Below are 18,805 nucleotides of genomic sequence, written 5' to 3'. Positions count from 1 at the left end.
CTGTCATGAATCAAAAATTAAGCAGGGACAGTTGCTATCAAAGCAATGATTGGTAGAGTGTTACTGTCTTGAAGATAAAAATGTGCAGAGACAGTAGCTGGCAATGAAGTAAATAGAAATGCGTAACTGTCTTGTAATAAAAATTGCACAAGGACAGTAGCTAGTAGCTTGATGACTGAATGCACGCTACTGTCTGATAAGCAAAATAATATAGGACAGTAAATGACGCTGAACACATGGAATGATGAGGTATTTATGCTAAAGATTAAAGTTGAGAAAAGCGGCGGAGATTACTCTGTAATACAGGAAGCTATTGATGCTGTGCCTTATGATGAGAGCGCGGTGATTGAGATAGGAGCCGGAGTTTACAGGGAGAAGGTCTTCTGCGAGAAGAAGGACATAACTCTTGTTGGCGCAGGTATGGCTGAGACGTTCATTGATCATGATGATTATGCAAATGAAGTTATGCCTGATGGTAGCAAGCGTGGGACTTTCAGGACGTATACTGCGTTCTTTGGTGGCAAGAAGGTGACTGTCAAGGATATGACTATCAGGAATTCTGCCGGAGATGGCAGAGTTGTTGGACAGGCAGTGGCTGTATATGCCGATGCTGATGTCTGCAGGTTTGAGAATGTGAAGATGACAGGCTGCCAGGATACATTGTTCTGCGCACCACTTCCTGTGGCTGCAAGGCAGCAGAATGGGTTTATGGGGCCTCGTATGATGACGGAGAGGCGTCTGACTAAGCAGTATTACAAGAATTGTGAGATTGTTGGCGACGTGGATTTCATCTTTGGCGGCGCTGATGCGGTATTTGACGACTGTGTGATCACCTGCAATGACAGGATGTTCGGAAGAAGTAGAAGTGCAGGCGTGTCTGCAGGCAGCGCAACTACAGCTTCCGGGGCTTCAGGCTCAGGCGTTGATAAGGACCAGATCGACGTCTCGGAGCGCATTATAAATGGATATATTACCGCAGCGTGCGGACTTAAGGATAATTTGGGATTTGTTTTTAGAAATTGCAGTATTACCGGTGCTTCCGGCTGCGAAAAGGGCTCAGTCTTCCTTGGTAGACCCTGGAGAGAAGAGGCCAGAACAGTTTTCCTTAATTGCACAATGGATGATAGCATAGCACCCGAGCGCTTCTCAGGCTGGGGCGGAATAACAAAGGACGAGCCAAGTACATTTTATGGCGAATTTGGAACTAGGATTGCTTCTGGTACTGGCGCAGGGACTACAAATAGTGCCGCTGAGGAAGCAAATAGCGGCGCTGAGGCAGGCCAGCCGGCTTCTCTCGAGCACAAGAACCCATGGGTCCGCGATATAGACGAAGCCCTAGCTCTAGAAATATCCCGTCGCGCCGACAAACTCGTGCAAGGAGTCAATGGGGACGGTTCTCTTTGACTGGGAGTCAATAGGGACGGTTCTCTTTGACTCATTGCGCACAATGAGACACTGGGGACATATCAGTTTGAATCAAAACTTCTGAGTCAGCTGGGATGCTTCAATTTGGCTCAAGACTTCTGAGTCAGAAGGGATGTTTCAATTTGGCTCAAGATTTCAGCACAATGCTTGATATTCTGTACGTTGGTTGGAAACGTGATATCGACCACCCCACAACTTGCTTCTATACAAAAACTAGTTTGAAATTTCAAAAAGGGTTTTGAAGCTGCCTAACAGTATTGAGAAGAAACTGCATCATAACGTACCGCGGAGCCGAGTGCTGTGATGTAGCTACTGCGTTAGGCATCAAATTTTTCAAGCGTAGAGGTTTGCGATTTCCAACTATTTTTTCATATATCAATTTTTGTTATGAATTTGAAAATAGCTTTCCAACCAAGAGGCCTAGCTGGAGAGCTTTGTGATGAACTTTACAAGAATTTTCATGACTTTTGAGGTATTCTATCAGTAGTTGCGACTACCGCAAGCAAACATAAAGGGAAAACAAGATGAATTTGACAAGAAAAAAGAGAAGTAGGCTTAAAGTCCTGCCTTTGATCCTCATAATATCGATGTTCCTGCTCTTTACAGGCTGCCAGAAGAAGCCTGTAACGCAACAGCCCGGGCAGACTACAGCTACGGAACAAACGACAACGACATCCACAGGGCAGACAACAGAGGCATCAGAGGCCACAACGCTGATATCTTTGCCGACTGAAGCGCCTGACAATACAAGCACCGATGCAGGCGCAAAGAATACAAGTACTGACGCAGCCTCGAAAGATGCAAGCCAGAAAACAGCCACAGTAGAGACTTCGGGCAAAGATGAGACAAGCTCAGAGGCAACTCAAGCAGCATCAACAGATGTGACAAGCTCAAATGCCGTTCAGGCAGCATCAACAACAGATGCCACAAGCTCAGACGCATCTAAGGCGACATCAACAACAGAAGCAGCAAGCACAGCTGCGACAGCAGAGAAGTCAGATAAATCATCGGACTCTTCAGCCGCATCTCAGTCATCGACCGATCTCATCCCCGAGAATGGAACCTACACCACCAAAGAGGACGTGGCGCTGTACATCCACACCTATGGCAAGCTTCCGCAGAACTTCATCACCAAGAAAGCCGCCAAGAAGCTTGGCTGGCAGGGAGGATCACTTGAGGAATATGCACCGGGAAAGTGCATCGGAGGCGACTACTTTGGCAACTATGAAGGGCTTCTTCCGGAGGACAAAGAGTACCACGAGTGCGATATCTGTACCCTTGGCAAGTCCAAAAGAGGTGCCAAGCGCATTATATACTCGGACGACGGCTACATCTATTACACAGGTGATCATTATGAGAGCTTCGAGCTCCTCTACGAGCCCTGATAGCCAACAGCTGAATCAGGAACAGCACCTGCCCTGGCAGCCAACAGCTGCATCACGAGCAGTACATGCCCTGACAGCAAGAAATAATAGCATCAGAACTACCATTCACCACACCTTTTCCACAGGAGATAAGCATGGAACAAGTTTTTTACATAGACCTTTCGAATGTTACCGCCAAGTCCGAACTTCACGATACTTTGGCAAAAGAGCTACCTCTGCCGGAACATTACGGGCACAACCTGGACGCCTTCTATGACGTACTGACAGAGACGACAGAGACCTGGAACATAATCATCTATAATACAAGCGCCATGGAGAAGGAGAATCCTGACTACCTGAACAGGCTAAAAAAGCTCGCCAGCCGCGCTCAGAAAGAGTCCAACAACCTAAAGATCAGATTCTATCCCTGATCCAACCAACCACGAAAACTAGCGCAAATCTCATAACCACGTGCATAAAATATAAGACTCAATCTCATAATCGCGCGCATTAAACAATCAGCAAAATCCCGTAACCACGCGCATCAAAAAATATCTTGCGCACAATCAATTATAGGAGTAGAATAACGAATTGTATAAAGGAGTACATTAATCATGGGTTCATTAAAAGATTTATTCTTTGGAAGTGATACAGAAAGAGAGGGAAACACAATGTCAGAAGAGTTAAAGAACGAGAATGCCGGCGCAACAGCCGATAACGGTGACATCATAGATTCCAGCATGCTTGTAGGAGACATCATCAGACAGCACCCACTTGCAGCGCAGTTCCTTATGGAGTGCGGAATGGGATGTATCTCATGTCCCGCATCACAGATGGAGTCACTGGCTGAGGCCTGTGCAGTACACGGAATCGACGGCGACGAGATCACAGACGCCCTTAACGACTATCTTCTCGAGCACAACGCCTAAATAAACAACACACGGAAAGCCCCTGAGACTCAAAAGGTCCCAGGGGCTTTTCACGTAAATCCATAAAAAGTATATATTTTTACGTTAACATGCAATTACTCATAGTATAATTAATATGCATTATTATCGCGCATCACGCATCGTACATCGCGCAGCACACCATAACTCCATCACACCACACCAGTACACCAGCCCCAAAACAGGTGATCACTCATGACAATGGACAGCTCCAACAAACTGGATATAGGAGCCAAACACGGCCGGGATTTCAGGCGAACCATCCTTATCGTAGATGATGAGCCGGTCAATCTGCGCATTCTTGGCAACATCCTTGGTGATGAGTACGACATAGACTTCGCCACGTCAGCAGACGAGGCCATAAGCATAATCCAGACAGAGAAAGACGCCATTTCCCTGGTACTTCTCGATCTCCACATGCCGGGAAAGAGCGGTTTTGCTGTGCTCGATGCCATGAGGGCAGACAAAGACCTTCATAACATACCGATTGTTGTGGTTACAACCGACAAGGATGCTGAGGTTGAGAGCCTTCATCGCGGAGCTGTAGATTTCCTTGGCAAGCCCTACGACAAGCCCGAAGTCATAAAGGCCAGAGTGGGCCGTGCCATCGAGCTCTTCATCGACAAGACCATCATCGGAGCCACAGGAATCGACCGCCTCACAGGCCTCATGACCAGAGACTTCTTCGTCCAGTACTGTCATGAGTATGACAAGTATCACCCTGAACAGCAGGTGGACGCTGTAGTGGTGAACTTCATCAAATTCCATCTTATCAACGACCTCTACGGCCGGGTATTTGGCGATACGGTCCTAAAGAGCATGGCAGAGGGCGTAAGAACCGTGGCAAGAGCCTATGGAGGAGTTGCCTGCCGCCACAACGCAGACAGCTTTTACCTTTACATCGAGCACCAGAAGGACTACGACTACCTGAAAAAGACAATACTGGACAAGCTTAATGAAGTCATGAATAACATAAATGCAAAGCTTCGAATCGGCGTGTATCCTGACCTTTACCGCTCCTGCACTCTTCAGCAGCGCTTCGACCGCGCCCTTCAGGCCTGCAACACCATATCCAGAAACGCCCACAACACTGAGGTCGCCATCTACAACAACGAGATGCATGAAAAAGAGCTCTATGAGGAGCGACTACTCAGAGACGTGGATGAAGCTCTTTTGAATAATCAGATCAGCGTCGTATTCCAGCCAAAGTATGACATTTCCGGCCAGCGCCCCGTACTTTGCAGCGCAGAGGCACTCATTCGCTGGAAGCATCCGAAGTTTGGCTTTGTGAGCCCGGATTTCTTCATTCCGCTCTTCGAGGAAAACGGGCATATAAAAGAAATCGACCGTTATGTTTGGCGTGAGTCTGCCCGTCAGATCCGCAGATGGCGGGAAATATACGGCGTTACGGTGCATGTTTCGGTAAATGTTTCAAGCGCCGAGATCTTCGACCCTGATCTTTTGGACTTCCTTAATGGCATTGTCAAGGAGAATGGCCTTGAGAACTCGGATCTGTCGCTGGAAATCACGGAGTCATCCTACACGGACAGCGTCAGCGGAATTGTCGAAGTGGTCAAAGAGATCAGAAGCCACGGCTTTAAGGTGGCCATGGACGACTTCGGAAAGGGCTACTCATCCCTGAACATGCTCACAAACCTGCCCATTGACTCGCTCAAGCTCGATATGGCCTTTATAAAAGACATTTCTCCGGACAACAAGGAGATGCACATGGTGGAGTTTGTCCTGAGAATGGCTGAATTTCTGAAGGTTCCGGTCATTGCCGAGGGTGTCGATACATACGAACAGTTTGCACTTCTTAAGGACGCAGGCTGTAGCGTCATACAGGGTTATTACTTCTCCAAGCCGCTTACTGCCGGCGAATTTGGGAAACTTATAGAAAGGAGCTGCCATGACAATTGATTCCTTGAGGGAATTTGGTGCAAACGTAGACGAAGGCCTCGAGAGATGCATGGGCATGGAGGACTTCTATATTGAGATGATAGAGCTTGGCATGTCCGACGAGCGCTTTGAGCTCCTTGGCCGTAACCTTGAGGCAAAAGACCTTGAGGAGGCCTTTGAGACAGTGCATGCGCTAAAGGGCGTCATCGGAAATCTCGCTCTAGGCCCGCTCTATGAGACCATCTGCGAGCTGACCGAGCATCTGCGCGGGCGAGATGAGATTGACTATAAGCCGCTTTATAATAAGCTAATAGAGCAGCGTGATCAGGTAAAAGAGCTGAAGTGAAGCCATGGACGAGAAGAAGAATCCCATATCATTCCTAATTAAACATTTTCAGGAAGTAGACCTCTGGGGGCGCATAAGAGTGCTGTTCAGGTGGCTGTTTTTGGGCAGCGTGACAGGACTTGTTGTGGGTGCTATAGGTGCCGTGTTCTCTAAAACAATTATTTTTGCGACACAATTTAGGATAGCACACGACTATATTATATTGGGCCTACCTGTGGCGGGACTTCTGATTGTCTTTTTATACAGAATATGTAAGGACTACGAGGACAAGGGAACGAACCTGGTCATCAAGTCCATTCAGGAAGGGGATATCCTGCCTATTACCAAGGCTCCCCTGATATTTATTTCAACAACCTTAACCCACCTCTTCGGCGGATCCACAGGCCGTGAAAGCGCAGCCCTGCAGATGGGCGGAAGTATCGGTTATAATCTGGGAAGGCTCTTTAAACTAAAAGAGGGCAACGTCAAGATAATCACCATGTGTGGCATGAGTGCTGCATTCTCCGCACTGTTCGGAACGCCCATGACAGCTTCGTTTGTGGCCATGGAAATTGAGAATGTAGGTGTTATGTATTATTCCGCGCTGGTTCCGTGCGTTGTTTCGGCGCTTGTGGCCCAGGGCATCAGCGAATGGATGGGAGCAACGGGAGAGCAGTTCGCAGTAAACGTAGTCCCGGAGTTCACACCGTATCATGCGATATTTACAGGCGTACTTGCGCTGCTATGTGCAATAGTTAGTGTTATTTTTTGCGAGGTTCTCAAGTTCTCAGGAAAGACTTACAAGAAGCTCCTGCCGAATCCCTATATCAGGATCTTCGTAGGCGGATGTATCGTAGTGGCCCTGACATACCTTTCAGGCACCAGATACTACAACGGCGCAGGAATGAACGTCATTGAGATGGCAATCAAGGGCGAAGCTCCGTACTTTGCGTTCCTTCTTAAGATGATATTCACAGCACTGACTCTAGGTGCAGGCTATAAGGGCGGCGAGATTGTACCGGCGCTGTACATAGGAGCGACCTTCGGATGCCTTTACTCGCAGCTTTTTGGCTTTGATCCGGCACTTTGCGCAGCTGTCGGAATGGGAGCGCTGTTCTGCGGAGTTACCAACTGCCCGATTTCATCGCTGTTTATCTGTTTCGAGCTCTTTGGATTTAAGGGAATGCCTTTCTATCTGCTGGCCGTGGCGCTGAGCTACACGTTCTCGGGCTATCACAGCCTTTACAGCAGTCAGAAGATCATGTATTCCAAGTTCCATAACAAGTTCGTAAACCGCGATACAATGTGACGTATTCAAAATATTTCTATATTTACAAAAAAAACCTCCTTACCTATAATAAACATGTTGTTTATGTAGAGGTTAAGGAGGATTTTATTATGTTTTGTAGTAATTGTGGGACACAGATAAATGATGGGGAGAAGTTTTGTCCTAATTGCGGAGCACCTGTTCAGGGAGCAGAGCAGAATGCAAATCAGGAGCCTGCAAGCGATGAGATAAAGGGCTTTTCAGCAGATAGCGCAAACGGGTTTGCCGGTGCAAACAGCACAGCCGGACCTAACTTTGGAAATACTTACTCAGCACCTTACGGTTTCATGCCACTTAGAACAGATCGTAGTCTTTTGGTATTTATCCTGCTCACAATCATTACATGTGGTATTTACAGCTGGGTTTTCATCTATCAGCTTATTCAGGATGTTAACATCGCATGCGACGGTGACGGAGAAGAAACAATGAACTTCTGGCTCTTTTTCCTGCTTTCACTTGTAACATGCGGTATTTTTGCATATGTTTGGTACTATCAGCTTGGTAACAGGCTTCAGAACAACTGCGCAAGATACGGACAGCCTACCACCGAAGGTGGCACAGCAGTTCTTCTCTGGATGCTCCTTGGTGTTCTTCTCTGTGGTATCGGTGTTTTCATCGGATGGAACATCATCATCAACAACACAAACACTGTATGCCGTGGCTACAACAGAGCACATGGAATCGGTGCCTGAAACTAAAATTCCAAATTATAAATTTTTTGTGTAATTTTATTAAAATTTATTAAACTCTATGCTATAATTTCATATAGAGGTTGTTATTATAACCTTCGGTTTCTGACGTCGAGCTTTGCAACTAGAGAAAGGACAACTGATTATGTCTAACCAGCTGAAGTATTCTCCGTTCAAACCAAACCTAAAGACAGCCGAAGTATTAGCATGGGGCGATCCGGAGTATAATCTATTCGACCAGTTAAATGAGAAGTATGCTAAGAGCCATCCGGAATATTACAAACTTTCTACCTATGAAAAGATGGTTATCAAGCAGCAGATTCATCACGAGGCTATCGGTCTTACACCGCTGAACCTGATCCTGGATTTCGTTGAGGATCCTCAGTTTGATGAGTTCCGTGCAATAGAATACTGATAATATATAGACGCCATGGTTCAAACATATTTTGAACTGTGGCGTTTTTCCGTTAATTAATATACGGTATAACTTTCGTTGCTTTGGTGCAAAAAGGTTGTTACAATTAATTCATAGGGGGATGACTCAATGCTCAAATTAGCGTATGTGGGGATTGCCTTTGCACTAGTATTCTACGTAGTGTTTGGACTGGCTGTTCGCTTTATGGAGCTTACCCAGAAAGCCAGGAATAAGGCAAGGCTAATCATTCTATTAGCTTCCTTGTTTATCTTCTCAATATCAGGTGTTACCGCCGGAGTCCTTAATATAAGATCAGGGCTTACTCTTTATGGCGCGGTATTTATGGTGCTTGGAATAGCGGCCATTATCTTTATCTTTTCCATCATTTTTGAAATTCATCAGATTAACACCCGTGTGAGGATGCGCAGATTTATGGTGCTCTTCGACATTGTTGACAGGTTCCACAACGAGGGCAAGACTCACGAGGAGATTTTTGAGTACCTGACCAAAATCCAGAAGCTTAAGAATAAGGAAGCATCAGACTTCCTTGAGTTCATATCTGATCCGACCAATCACCAGTTTTTGGTTGACGTCAACGACAAGATCCAGGAGGCCAAGATGCTACAGAAGGCCGAGAACGATTATTACCGCTAGATGACGCTTTTTTGTTAAAAGAACTATCGGTGGCTCCCATATTTTTGGGAGTCACTTTTTTGCTTTAAAGTATTGACTTTTCTTAACTATTGATTTAACTTAAGATATAACATTGTATACAAATATACATTTGAGGAGGGAAAACTATGAAGAAGTTTAACAAAGTAGTAAGTGCAGTTATGACTTCTGCTCTTGCTCTTACAATGCTTGCAGGATGTGGCAGCGGAGCAGCTTCAGGATCTGACACATTCAAGATCGGTGCTATCGGACCTCTTACAGGAGCAGCAGCTGCTTACGGTAACGCAGTAGTTAACGGCGCACAGATCGCTGTAGACGAGATCAACGAGGCCGGTGGAATTAACGGTGTTAAGATCGAGTACAAGGGCGAGGACGACGAGCTCAACGCTGAGAAGTCAGTTAACGCTTACAATACTCTTAAGGACTGGGGAATGCAGATCCTTGTTGGATCAACAACATCTGCTTGCTCAATCGCAGTTTCAGAGAACACAAAGGCAGACAACATGTTCCAGCTTACACCTTCAGGATCAGCTGAGGATTGCGTTAAGTATGACAACGTATTCCGCGTATGCTTCTCAGATCCTAACCAGGGTATCGCTTCTGCTCAGTATATCAGTGATCACAACCTCGCAACTAAGGTTGGTATCATCTACGACAGCTCAGACGTTTATTCTTCAGGTATCTACCAGAAATTCGCTCAGGAGTCTGAGGGCAAGAACTACGAGATAGTTTCAGCTGAGGCTTACACACAGGACAACAACACAGACTTCTCTGTACAGCTTCAGAAGGCTAAGGATGCAGGTGCTGATCTTGTATTCCTTCCTATTTATTATTCAGATGCAGCTCTTATTCTTACACAGGCTAACACAATGGGATATGCTCCTACATTCTTCGGTGTAGACGGTATGGACGGTATCCTTACAGTTGAGAACTTCGACACATCACTTGCTGAGGGACTTATGCTTCTTACACCTTTCGCAGCTGATGCAACAGATGACCTCACAGTTAACTTCGTTAAGAAGTACAACGAGAAGTACGGCGAGACACCTAACCAGTTCGCAGCTGACGCTTACGATGCAGTTTACATCATCAAGGCAGCTATCGAGAAGAGCGGTGTTACACCTGACATGAGCGTTTCAGATATCGGAACAAAGCTCACAGAGGCTATGACTCAGATCGAGGCTTCAGGTCTTACATCTTCCAAGATGACATGGTCTGCAAACGGAGAGCCTAACAAGGAGCCTAAGGCTGTTGTTATCAAGGGTGGCGTTTACGTATCTGCAGAATAAGTTTTCTATGATATAATGTTTTAGACATCCAGCGAGGGATGCTGTCAAAGGTATCCCTCGTTCTCTTTATTATTAAAAGACACTTTGGAGGTGGCCGATGAGTTTTTTGACTTATCTCATTAACGGACTTAGCTTAGGAAGCATATATGCCATAATTGCCCTGGGATACACCATGGTTTACGGTATTGCCAAGATGCTGAATTTCGCGCATGGCGATTTTATCATGGTGGGCTGCTATATTATCTTTTCAGTGAGCGCAGCACTTTCAGGCAATTCAGTAGTAGGCATTATTGTTGCAATTGTACTCTGCACACTCCTGGGCGTAACAACTGAGTTCGTGGCTTACAGGCCTCTTCGTGGAGCAGCTTCACCCCTGGCGGTTCTCATCACAGCCATCGGTGTCAGCTACCTTCTTGAGAACATCGCGCTTCTTATCTACGGCGCAGATATCAAGTCATTTTCTTCAGTTATCAAATGGGAGGGCGTCTCCTTTGCAGGCGGACAGCTCAAGATCCAGGGCGTAACCATCGTGACCATTCTTGTCAGTGTGGTTATCCTGATCGCTCTTCAGCTCTTTATTAATAAGACCAAACAGGGACAGGCAATGCTTGCAGCCTCAGAGGATAAGGGCGCTGCAGCACTTATGGGCATCAACGTAAACAGAACCATCGCCCTTACCTTTGCCATCGGTTCAGCACTTGCTGCTGTTGCCGGAGCGCTTCTTTGCTCGGCTTATCCGTCCCTTTCTCCATACACCGGCGCAATGCCCGGTATCAAAGCCTTCGTTGCAGCGGTTCTTGGCGGAATCGGTTCAATACCCGGTGCCATGATCGGAGGCCTGGTTCTCGGAATCGTCGAGATCCTGTCCAAGACCTATATTTCATCACAGCTTTCCGATGCGATCGTGTTCGGAATCCTGGTAGTGGTGCTCCTTGTTAAGCCCACCGGAATACTTGGAAAAGTAGTACAAGAAAAGGTCTGATCAAAAACATGAAATTATTCTATATGGAGTGCGAACTATGAATAAAATCACCAAGAACAATCTCATAACCTACGGCATCGTAATTTTTGCCTATATCGTATTTGAAATCCTGATGCTGACGGGCAATCTCTCAAGCCATCTGAAAGGTCTTTTGGTGCCCATGACATATTACGCTGTCATTGCTGTGGCCCTGAACCTGTGCGTCGGAATCCTTGGTGAGCTCTCCATCGGACACTGCGGCTTTATGTGCCTCGGAGCTTTCTCCAGCGCATTCTTTTCCAAAGCAACAGAGAACGTACTTCCCACAGTTCCGAGATTCATCATTGCTTTCATCATCGGAATCGGCGTAGCTGCGCTGTTTGGCTTCCTTATCGGAATCCCGGTACTGCGCCTTAAAGGTGACTACCTGGCAATCGTAACCCTGGCTTTTGGTGAGATCATCAAGAACGTCATCAACTCTTTTTACATCGGAATCGACTCCAAGGGCCTTCATATGAATATGAAGAGCGCCATGGATCTTAACATGGAGGCCGACGGAAACGTCATCGTCAACGGCGCCATGGGAATCACCGGAACACCTCATAACGCTAATTTCACCATTGGAATTGTGGTGCTTCTGATATCTCTTTTCATAGTTCAGAATCTTATCAATTCTCGCGACGGTCGTGCGATCATGGCCATCCGCGACAACTATATCGCCGCAGAAGCAACAGGCATCAACGTTACAGGCTACAAGATGATGGCATTTACCATTTCTGCTGCAATTGCAGGGGCTGCGGGAGTTCTTTTCTCCCATAACATCACAACCCTGACGGCTTCTTCACAGTACTTCGGCTACAACGCATCGATCATGATCCTGGTTTACGTGGTACTGGGCGGAATCGGAAATATCCGCGGAAGCGTCATCGCTGCCTGCATCCTGTACATGCTTCCTGAGCTGCTCAGAGGCCTTAACACCTACAGAATGCTGATCTACTCCATCATTCTGATCGTGATGATGATCGTTAACTGGTCACCCAAGATCATCGCCTGGAGGGAAAAGAAATTTGGAAAGAGCGGAATGTTCGGCTTAATCGGTCGAATTATCTTCCGCAGAAATAAGGGGGTGGCTTAAATGGCACTTCTTGAAGTAAACAACCTGAGCATTTCATTCGGCGGACTTCGCGCCGTTGATAACTTTAACGTACAGATTGAAAAGGGCGAGCTCTACGGACTTATCGGACCTAACGGCGCCGGAAAGACCACAGTTTTCAACCTTCTGACTGGTGTATATAAGCCAAACGAAGGAATCATCAGGCTTGACGGCGAGGACATCACTCGTAAGAGCACCATCGAGATCAACCACGCCGGAATCGCCAGAACCTTCCAGAACATCAGACTTTTCAAGAACATGTCTGTTATCGACAACGTAAAGGTCGGACTTTCCGAGCATTACAAATACAGCGCCCTCGAGGGCATGCTCCACATCGGCAATTACAAGAGGGTGGAGAAGGAGATGGACGACGAGGCCATGCGCCTTCTACAGGTCTTTGGACTGGACCTTGAGCGTGACTATTTAGCCGCCAACCTACCTTACGGTAAGCAGCGTAAGCTCGAGATCGCGAGAGCCATGGCAACAAGCCCCAAGCTCCTTCTGCTTGATGAGCCGGCAGCCGGCATGAACCCTAATGAGACAAAAGAGCTGATGGACACCATCGCACTTGTCCGCAGGGAGTTTAATATGACAATCCTTCTGATCGAGCATGATATGAAGCTTGTTTCAGGTATTTGCGAGAAGCTGACAGTGCTGAACTTTGGCCGCGTGCTTTGCCAGGGCGATACCAAGGACGTGCTGAATAATCCGGAAGTTATTACAGCGTATTTGGGTGAGTGATTTGGCGCAAAACTTCTCTATGAAATTAAATTTTTTACGAGGTTATTTTTATGGCTGAACCAATCTTAGAAGTAAAAGATCTAAGTGTATATTATGGCGTGATCCAGGCTCTCAAGGGCATTTCTTTCCACGTTGATAAAGGTGAGATCGTAGCCCTGATTGGTGCTAACGGCGCAGGTAAGACCACCACACTTCACAGCTTGTCAGGCCTTCTCAAGGCTGAGACAGGAGAGATCAAGTATAAGGGCGTCGAGCTTACCAAGACTCCCAGCCACAAGATCGTAAGTCTTGGAATGGCCCAGGTTCCTGAGGGAAGACGAGTATTTGCTGAGATGACAGTTCTTCAGAACCTTAAGATGGGTGCTTACACAAGATCAGATAAGGCTGAGATGGAGGCTACACTTCAGGATATCTACAAGAGATTCCCTAGACTTGAAGAGCGTAAGAACCAGCTTGCCGGCACACTTTCAGGTGGTGAGCAGCAGATGCTTGCTATGGGAAGAGCACTTATGTCTCATCCGGACCTGATCCTCATGGACGAGCCTTCAATGGGGCTTTCACCAATCTTCGTTAACGAGATCTTCAACATCATCCAGGACGTCAACAAAGACGGTGTTACCGTGCTCCTGGTTGAGCAGAATGCGCGTAAGGCGCTCTCTATCGCAAACAGAGCCTACGTTCTTGAGACAGGCAGCATTTCCAAAGAGGGCGATGCGAAGGACCTTCTTAATGATGAAGCAATCAGGAAGGCATACCTGGGCGAGTAAGTAGAGTTGAATATGTAGTAATATACAGAAATGGTTTTTGGATAAGAATCATTTCTGTATTTGAATTAATGCACGATACTGTTTTTGAAGGTGATTTGGAAGTATAATTTATGTAGAAGGTATTTATGCTTTAGTATGGAGGGATTTGAGGGATGAAGAGGAATATCGTCATCACAATTGCGCGTCAGTACGGTAGCGGTGGCAGAACTGTCGGTGAGATGCTGGCCAATGATCTTGGAATACATTACTACGACCATGAACTTATTCATCTTGCTTCTGAGGAGAGTGGCATTAGCCTTGGACTTTTCCTCGATGCAGACGAGAGAGTAAGAAATACCGGATTTTTCAAGACTCCGGTAAACGTATATAAGGGCGAACTCATCGGCCCTGACAGCAAGGAATTTACATCCGAGGCCAACCTTTTCAACTACCAGGCCAAGGTTATCAAGAGACTTGCAGAAACCACCAGCTGTGTCATCGTCGGAAGATGTGCAGACTTCGTCCTTAAGGACTACGACAACGTCCTCAGTGTCTTTGTCCATGCGCCACAGCCATTCCTCGAGGAACAGGCAGCCAAGGTTAAGAGCCTTCCTCACGATGAACTTGTAAAGTTCATGGCCCAGGAGGACAAGTTCCGTGCAGTCTACTACGAACACCACACCGGCCAGAAGTGGACCGACGCCATGAACTACGACCTCTGCCTCGACAGCAGCAAGCTTGGCTTCGATAAGTGCGTGGAAGCTATCAAGGCTCACTGCAAGGTTAGATTTGGTGAGGATATATTTGATTGATGATGTATATCTGACGATTTATATTTAACCATAGATTATGATTATGGAAATATATATGGCTTAGGAAAGCCTATTTGTGCAAGTGTTCGCCGCAGCCTGGATTATCAGGTATGCGGCGTTTTTTTGTGCTATTTAGTCTGTTTTTTTCTACAAACCATACCTATTCAGTAGCATTTATTGTCATCCTGTGCTTTTTTGCTTCTATTTGATCCATGGCTAGGGAAAAGTGCATCACATGGCGACCTAAAATGTACGTTGGTTGGAAACGTGATTTCGACCACCCCACAACGTCCTTCTATATTAAAAATAGTTGGAAATTGCAAAAAGGATTTTGACGGCCCACGACTGTATTGGCACAAAACCACATCACAAAGTCCCGTGGAGCCGGTAGCTGTGATGTAGCCTCTGTGTTAGTCATGAAATTTTTCAAACGTAGAGGTTTGTAATTTCCAACTATTTTTTCATATACCAATTTTTGTGATGCAATTAAAAAATCAAATCATACCATGGAGCCCATATAGTTGCTGTTGTGATGCAGAACCAAGGCCCAAAAAGCCAAAAAGCCATAATTACATCAATATAAAAAGCCATAATTACATCAATATAAAAATACATAATTACATTAATATAAAAATACATAATTGCATTAATACATAAATTGACTAATACATAAAAGTCATAAACAAAAAAAGAGCAAGCAGCCGGAGTAAAGCTACTTGCTCTAAAAAACAAATCAATAAATTTCACATCATAAACAATCTTAAGACGCTATCAGGAATCCGGGTTGAGGATGACTTCCAGTCCGGAAATCGCAGATTCTTGATGCATGACCACGGACTTTTGGACGATCGTCCAGTCTGATGTCCGGTCGACTTTTTGCCTTGAAGGCTTCTCTGTGACCACGAGGACACATAATGGTGAATATCCCTTTGACAAGTTACTCACCTCGCACATCTTTTCATAAAAACGGTGAATTAGATGCTATCAAAAGTCAGGCTGTGCGTACCCTACCTGTGATGCTTTGCCGTGAGCTCTTTTGGCGAACGCCTCTTGTGATGCTCAGGCAGACTCTCGTAGCGCGACGCAAGTGGAAATATATCATAAGCATTACATTGCATTCAATATAAAATGATAAAATTTATTACCGTTTTGCAACATAATTCTTCGAGCATTAAATTCTGTTTGGAAAAAAGTTTCACGACACCCGTATAACCCGCATAAATCCGAACAAAAAGTTGTCTGACAATTCCCGCTGACCAACAGTCAGAACAGATATGAAAATGTGAATATTTTGTGTCCTATTATATTTTATGAAACCAATCCTCTTTTTCCACTTCACAAATCGAATTCATTCTGATACAATCATCCTTGTTTCTAGGGATTCCCAGGATATTCTTCCAAATTTCCCCGGATTATTGTTTTTTGCCGCATCCACAGGCACTTAATCGTGGATAAAAGAAATTACATAAGCATGTACAGATATGCCGAGTTGTCTTTTTCCACATATTTGTTACGTGCGGAAAAGGAGACTATGCAAAGGAAAAAATTTTACACCGCCAGAAAAAAGCAGCTGGTAAAGGAAATTGCAAAACTGAGAAAGGATATTGAGCGCTATCCCAAGGGAACACTTGTGATCAGCGCCTCGAAAGGCAAGCCTCAATGGTATGTTCAGCGAAAAGAAAAAGATGGCAAGTATTCCCGCACATACATTAAGAGAGAAAATCTGATGCAGGCTAAGAAGCTTGCCAGAAAAGCCTATGACCGAGCAGTTATGCTGGACAAGCAAAATGAGCTTCACTGTATTGAGCGCTACTTGGTAAATTGCAGCGAAGTCAACTACAAGAGATTCCTGCAAAAGACATCTCCCTACAGAGAGCTCCTTGTAGATGTTAATTGGGAAAACGAGCCTTATGAGAAAAACCTGAAGTACCCTGAAAAACTAACGCACCCAACAATTAGAGGAGAAAAGGTGCGCTCCAAGTCAGAAGCCAGCATAGCAGATGGACTTTTAGCTGAAGGAATAGCATATCGTTATGAAAATAAACTTGTGCTTGATGGAGTGGAGCTTTATCCTGACTTTATTCTTAAAAGTCGCAGAAATCAGAAGCTGATCATTTGGGAACATTTTGGCAGGATAGACGATCCCAAATATGTTGAAAAGACAAGCCGAAAGCTTAAACTGTACTTCAACAATGGATATATTCCCGGAGTTAATCTGATCATGACCTTTGAGGACAAAAAGCATCCCTTCACAATGGAAGCTGTCATAGATGTAATTGAGCGCTACCTCATATGATGCTATACTAGCCTATTATGAAGAAATATAGCCCTATTATAGCCGTGGCATTTATAGCCACGACACTTATATCCCTTATAATCACGTCCTGTTCCTATAACGACGATCAGTACGGAGTGTTTTTAAGCTATGAAGATGACCTGGAGAGGCTTTCTGCGTATGAAACAGTGGTAATTGACGCGCAGTATTATGAAAAAGAGTCCATAGAAAGCTTCAAACAGCAGGGACACAAAGTATACAGTTACATCAACGTCGGATCTCTTGAAACATTCCGCACCTACTACGATGAATACCAAAGCCTGACTCTTGGCAACTATGAGCATTGGGATGAGGAAAGATGGATCGACGTATCTTCGCCGATCTGGCAGGATTTTGTGCTTGAAACACTTGCGCCGGAGTTGTTAGAAAAAGGAATTGATGGATATTTTGTGGACAACTGCGACGTTTATTATCAGTACCCCACAGCTGAGATACTTGAAGGCCTTTCTGTTATCATGGAAGGCCTTAAGTCCACGGGCGCTGATGTTATAGTGAACGGCGGAGATGCATTTGTCGAGGCCTATACTGCCGGTGGTGGCAGAGCAGATGACATCATCACCGGAATCAATCAGGAATCTGTTTTTACAAGAATAGATTGGAACAGCGGGCATTTTTCTGCAAGTACAAAAGACGACAGGGAGTATTTCAAAGATTATATCGAGAAATATTCATCTCAGGGTATCGAGATTTATCTTCTGGAATACACCAGAAATCCCTTTATTGCGGCAAAAATCAAAAGCTATTGCCATAAGCACAATTACAAGTACTATGTATCCCCTTCTATCGAACTGAATTATTACAATTAGTTCTTTTTAAAAGAAATTTGCAAAAAATTCAATTTCCCCCTTGCATTTCATGTTAGCCTATGCTAATATAACCATGTTAGCAAAAGCTAACAATCAAAAACAACATACGAGCCACTATAGCTCGCCAAGCTTAGCGGCTCAGACTAACCAGGTGGCAATGCCAAGTCACTTGGAATACAATAGTCATAAGAAATCTCCTACCTAAAAGCCGGTACATCTTGCCAATGTACCGGCATTTTTCTGCAAACATAAACTAGGTAAACCTGACCAGGAATTCTGCTATAATAGTACTACTTGGAACAAGGAGTAAACCTAATCTATGCATAATAATACCAGCGCCCAAGATGGCGCACAAACCAGCACCCAAACCGGAGCCCACACTGATGCCAAGCCCTACACCTATCGCGAAATGGCCCCGTCAGACAACGCAGCCGTAGCGGCCCTGATCAGAACCAACTTAAAAGCGCACAAACTCGACATCCCGGGAACAGTCTATTACGACGACGGCCTCGATCACCTCAGCGACTACTATTGCGACGAAGACCACAAATACTACGTCCTGACCGACAACACAGGCACAGTTCTTGGCGGAGTGGGCTTTGCCAGATTTGACCCGATGCCGGACACTGCAGAACTCCAGAAACTCTATCTGGACAATTCCGTAAAAGGCCAAGGCCTTGGCTATGACCTGATGGCCTTAATAGAAGAGAAGATGCGCGAAGCAGGCTTTAAAACCTCATACCTTGAGACCCACGACAACCTAGAAGCCGCAATCCACCTGTATGAGAAATGTAACTACAACGAAATACCGCGCCCGGACTTCGTCAAGCACAGCGCCATGACAAGATTTTTCACCAAGGCACTCTGAAACAAGCTGACACTGATCTGCGCGGCTTGCA

General features: G+C 45.6%; 19 protein-coding genes. All 19 read left to right on the top strand.

Features of this window, described 5'->3' with window-relative positions:
* Nucleotides 1-255 precede the first annotated feature (255 nt).
* The 19 genes from G632_RS19175 (at nucleotide 256) to G632_RS0106895 (ending at nucleotide 18,774) form a co-directional block, all read left to right on the top strand.
* Nucleotides 256-1,404, top strand: coding sequence for a pectinesterase family protein (locus tag G632_RS19175; protein ID WP_022768307.1), 1,149 nt, complete (start codon nucleotides 256-258; stop codon nucleotides 1,402-1,404).
* 545 nt (nucleotides 1,405-1,949) lie between these two features.
* Nucleotides 1,950-2,810: a ribonuclease domain-containing protein gene (locus G632_RS22315; protein ID WP_022768306.1), complete on the top strand. Its 861-nt coding sequence runs from the start codon at nucleotides 1,950-1,952 to the stop codon at nucleotides 2,808-2,810.
* A gap of 134 nt (nucleotides 2,811-2,944) precedes the next feature.
* The gene (locus tag G632_RS21055) at nucleotides 2,945-3,220 is read left to right on the top strand and encodes a barstar family protein (protein WP_022768305.1); all 276 of its coding nucleotides are present in this window, start codon (nucleotides 2,945-2,947) and stop codon (nucleotides 3,218-3,220) included.
* Between the two features lie 183 nt (nucleotides 3,221-3,403).
* Nucleotides 3,404-3,718 (top strand): DUF1858 domain-containing protein, encoded by a 315-nt coding sequence (locus G632_RS21715; RefSeq protein WP_022768304.1) that lies wholly within the window; start codon nucleotides 3,404-3,406, stop codon nucleotides 3,716-3,718.
* 213 nt (nucleotides 3,719-3,931) lie between these two features.
* The gene (locus G632_RS0106965; RefSeq protein WP_022768303.1) at nucleotides 3,932-5,656 is read left to right on the top strand and encodes a two-component system response regulator; all 1,725 of its coding nucleotides are present in this window, start codon (nucleotides 3,932-3,934) and stop codon (nucleotides 5,654-5,656) included.
* Entirely contained in the window at nucleotides 5,646-5,981 is a 336-nt protein-coding gene (locus G632_RS19160) for an Hpt domain-containing protein (protein ID WP_022768302.1), read from the top strand. The genes G632_RS0106965 and G632_RS19160 overlap by 11 nt, the downstream gene beginning before the upstream one ends.
* Nucleotides 5,982-5,985: 4 nt before the next feature.
* Nucleotides 5,986-7,269 (top strand): chloride channel protein, encoded by a 1,284-nt coding sequence (locus G632_RS0106955; protein WP_022768301.1) that lies wholly within the window; start codon nucleotides 5,986-5,988, stop codon nucleotides 7,267-7,269.
* Nucleotides 7,270-7,358: 89 nt separating this feature from the next.
* Nucleotides 7,359-7,979, top strand: a complete 621-nt coding sequence (locus G632_RS0106950; protein WP_022768300.1) for a DUF4234 domain-containing protein — start codon at nucleotides 7,359-7,361, stop codon at nucleotides 7,977-7,979.
* A gap of 142 nt (nucleotides 7,980-8,121) precedes the next feature.
* Nucleotides 8,122-8,391, top strand: coding sequence for a hypothetical protein (locus G632_RS0106945; protein ID WP_022768299.1), 270 nt, complete (start codon nucleotides 8,122-8,124; stop codon nucleotides 8,389-8,391).
* A 129-nt stretch (nucleotides 8,392-8,520) separates the two neighbouring features.
* Entirely contained in the window at nucleotides 8,521-9,045 is a 525-nt protein-coding gene (locus G632_RS0106940) for a hypothetical protein (protein WP_022768298.1), read from the top strand.
* A 146-nt stretch (nucleotides 9,046-9,191) separates the two neighbouring features.
* The gene (locus G632_RS0106935) at nucleotides 9,192-10,352 is read left to right on the top strand and encodes an ABC transporter substrate-binding protein (RefSeq protein ID WP_022768297.1); all 1,161 of its coding nucleotides are present in this window, start codon (nucleotides 9,192-9,194) and stop codon (nucleotides 10,350-10,352) included.
* A gap of 97 nt (nucleotides 10,353-10,449) precedes the next feature.
* Nucleotides 10,450-11,334, top strand: coding sequence for a branched-chain amino acid ABC transporter permease (locus G632_RS0106930; protein WP_022768296.1), 885 nt, complete (start codon nucleotides 10,450-10,452; stop codon nucleotides 11,332-11,334).
* A gap of 37 nt (nucleotides 11,335-11,371) precedes the next feature.
* On the top strand, nucleotides 11,372-12,448 hold the full coding sequence (locus tag G632_RS19155) for a branched-chain amino acid ABC transporter permease (protein WP_022768295.1): 1,077 nt from the start codon (nucleotides 11,372-11,374) through the stop codon (nucleotides 12,446-12,448).
* Nucleotides 12,449-13,207 (top strand): ABC transporter ATP-binding protein, encoded by a 759-nt coding sequence (locus tag G632_RS0106920; RefSeq protein WP_022768294.1) that lies wholly within the window; start codon nucleotides 12,449-12,451, stop codon nucleotides 13,205-13,207.
* Between the two features lie 50 nt (nucleotides 13,208-13,257).
* Nucleotides 13,258-13,974, top strand: a complete 717-nt coding sequence (locus G632_RS0106915; protein ID WP_022768293.1) for an ABC transporter ATP-binding protein — start codon at nucleotides 13,258-13,260, stop codon at nucleotides 13,972-13,974.
* A 152-nt stretch (nucleotides 13,975-14,126) separates the two neighbouring features.
* Nucleotides 14,127-14,765: an AAA family ATPase gene (locus G632_RS0106910; RefSeq protein WP_022768292.1), complete on the top strand. Its 639-nt coding sequence runs from the start codon at nucleotides 14,127-14,129 to the stop codon at nucleotides 14,763-14,765.
* 1,531 nt (nucleotides 14,766-16,296) lie between these two features.
* Nucleotides 16,297-17,061, top strand: a complete 765-nt coding sequence (locus G632_RS21050; protein ID WP_022768291.1) for a hypothetical protein — start codon at nucleotides 16,297-16,299, stop codon at nucleotides 17,059-17,061.
* Nucleotides 17,062-17,078: 17 nt separating this feature from the next.
* Nucleotides 17,079-17,906, top strand: coding sequence for an endo alpha-1,4 polygalactosaminidase (locus tag G632_RS0106900; protein WP_022768290.1), 828 nt, complete (start codon nucleotides 17,079-17,081; stop codon nucleotides 17,904-17,906).
* 319 nt (nucleotides 17,907-18,225) lie between these two features.
* Nucleotides 18,226-18,774: a GNAT family N-acetyltransferase gene (locus G632_RS0106895; protein WP_022768289.1), complete on the top strand. Its 549-nt coding sequence runs from the start codon at nucleotides 18,226-18,228 to the stop codon at nucleotides 18,772-18,774.
* The last annotated feature ends 31 nt before the right edge of the window (nucleotides 18,775-18,805 follow it).

The sequence above is a fragment of the Butyrivibrio sp. NC2007 genome (assembly GCF_000421405.1).
GTDB lineage: Bacteria > Bacillota > Clostridia > Lachnospirales > Lachnospiraceae > Butyrivibrio.
This window is presented reverse-complemented; position numbering and strand designations above follow the sequence as displayed.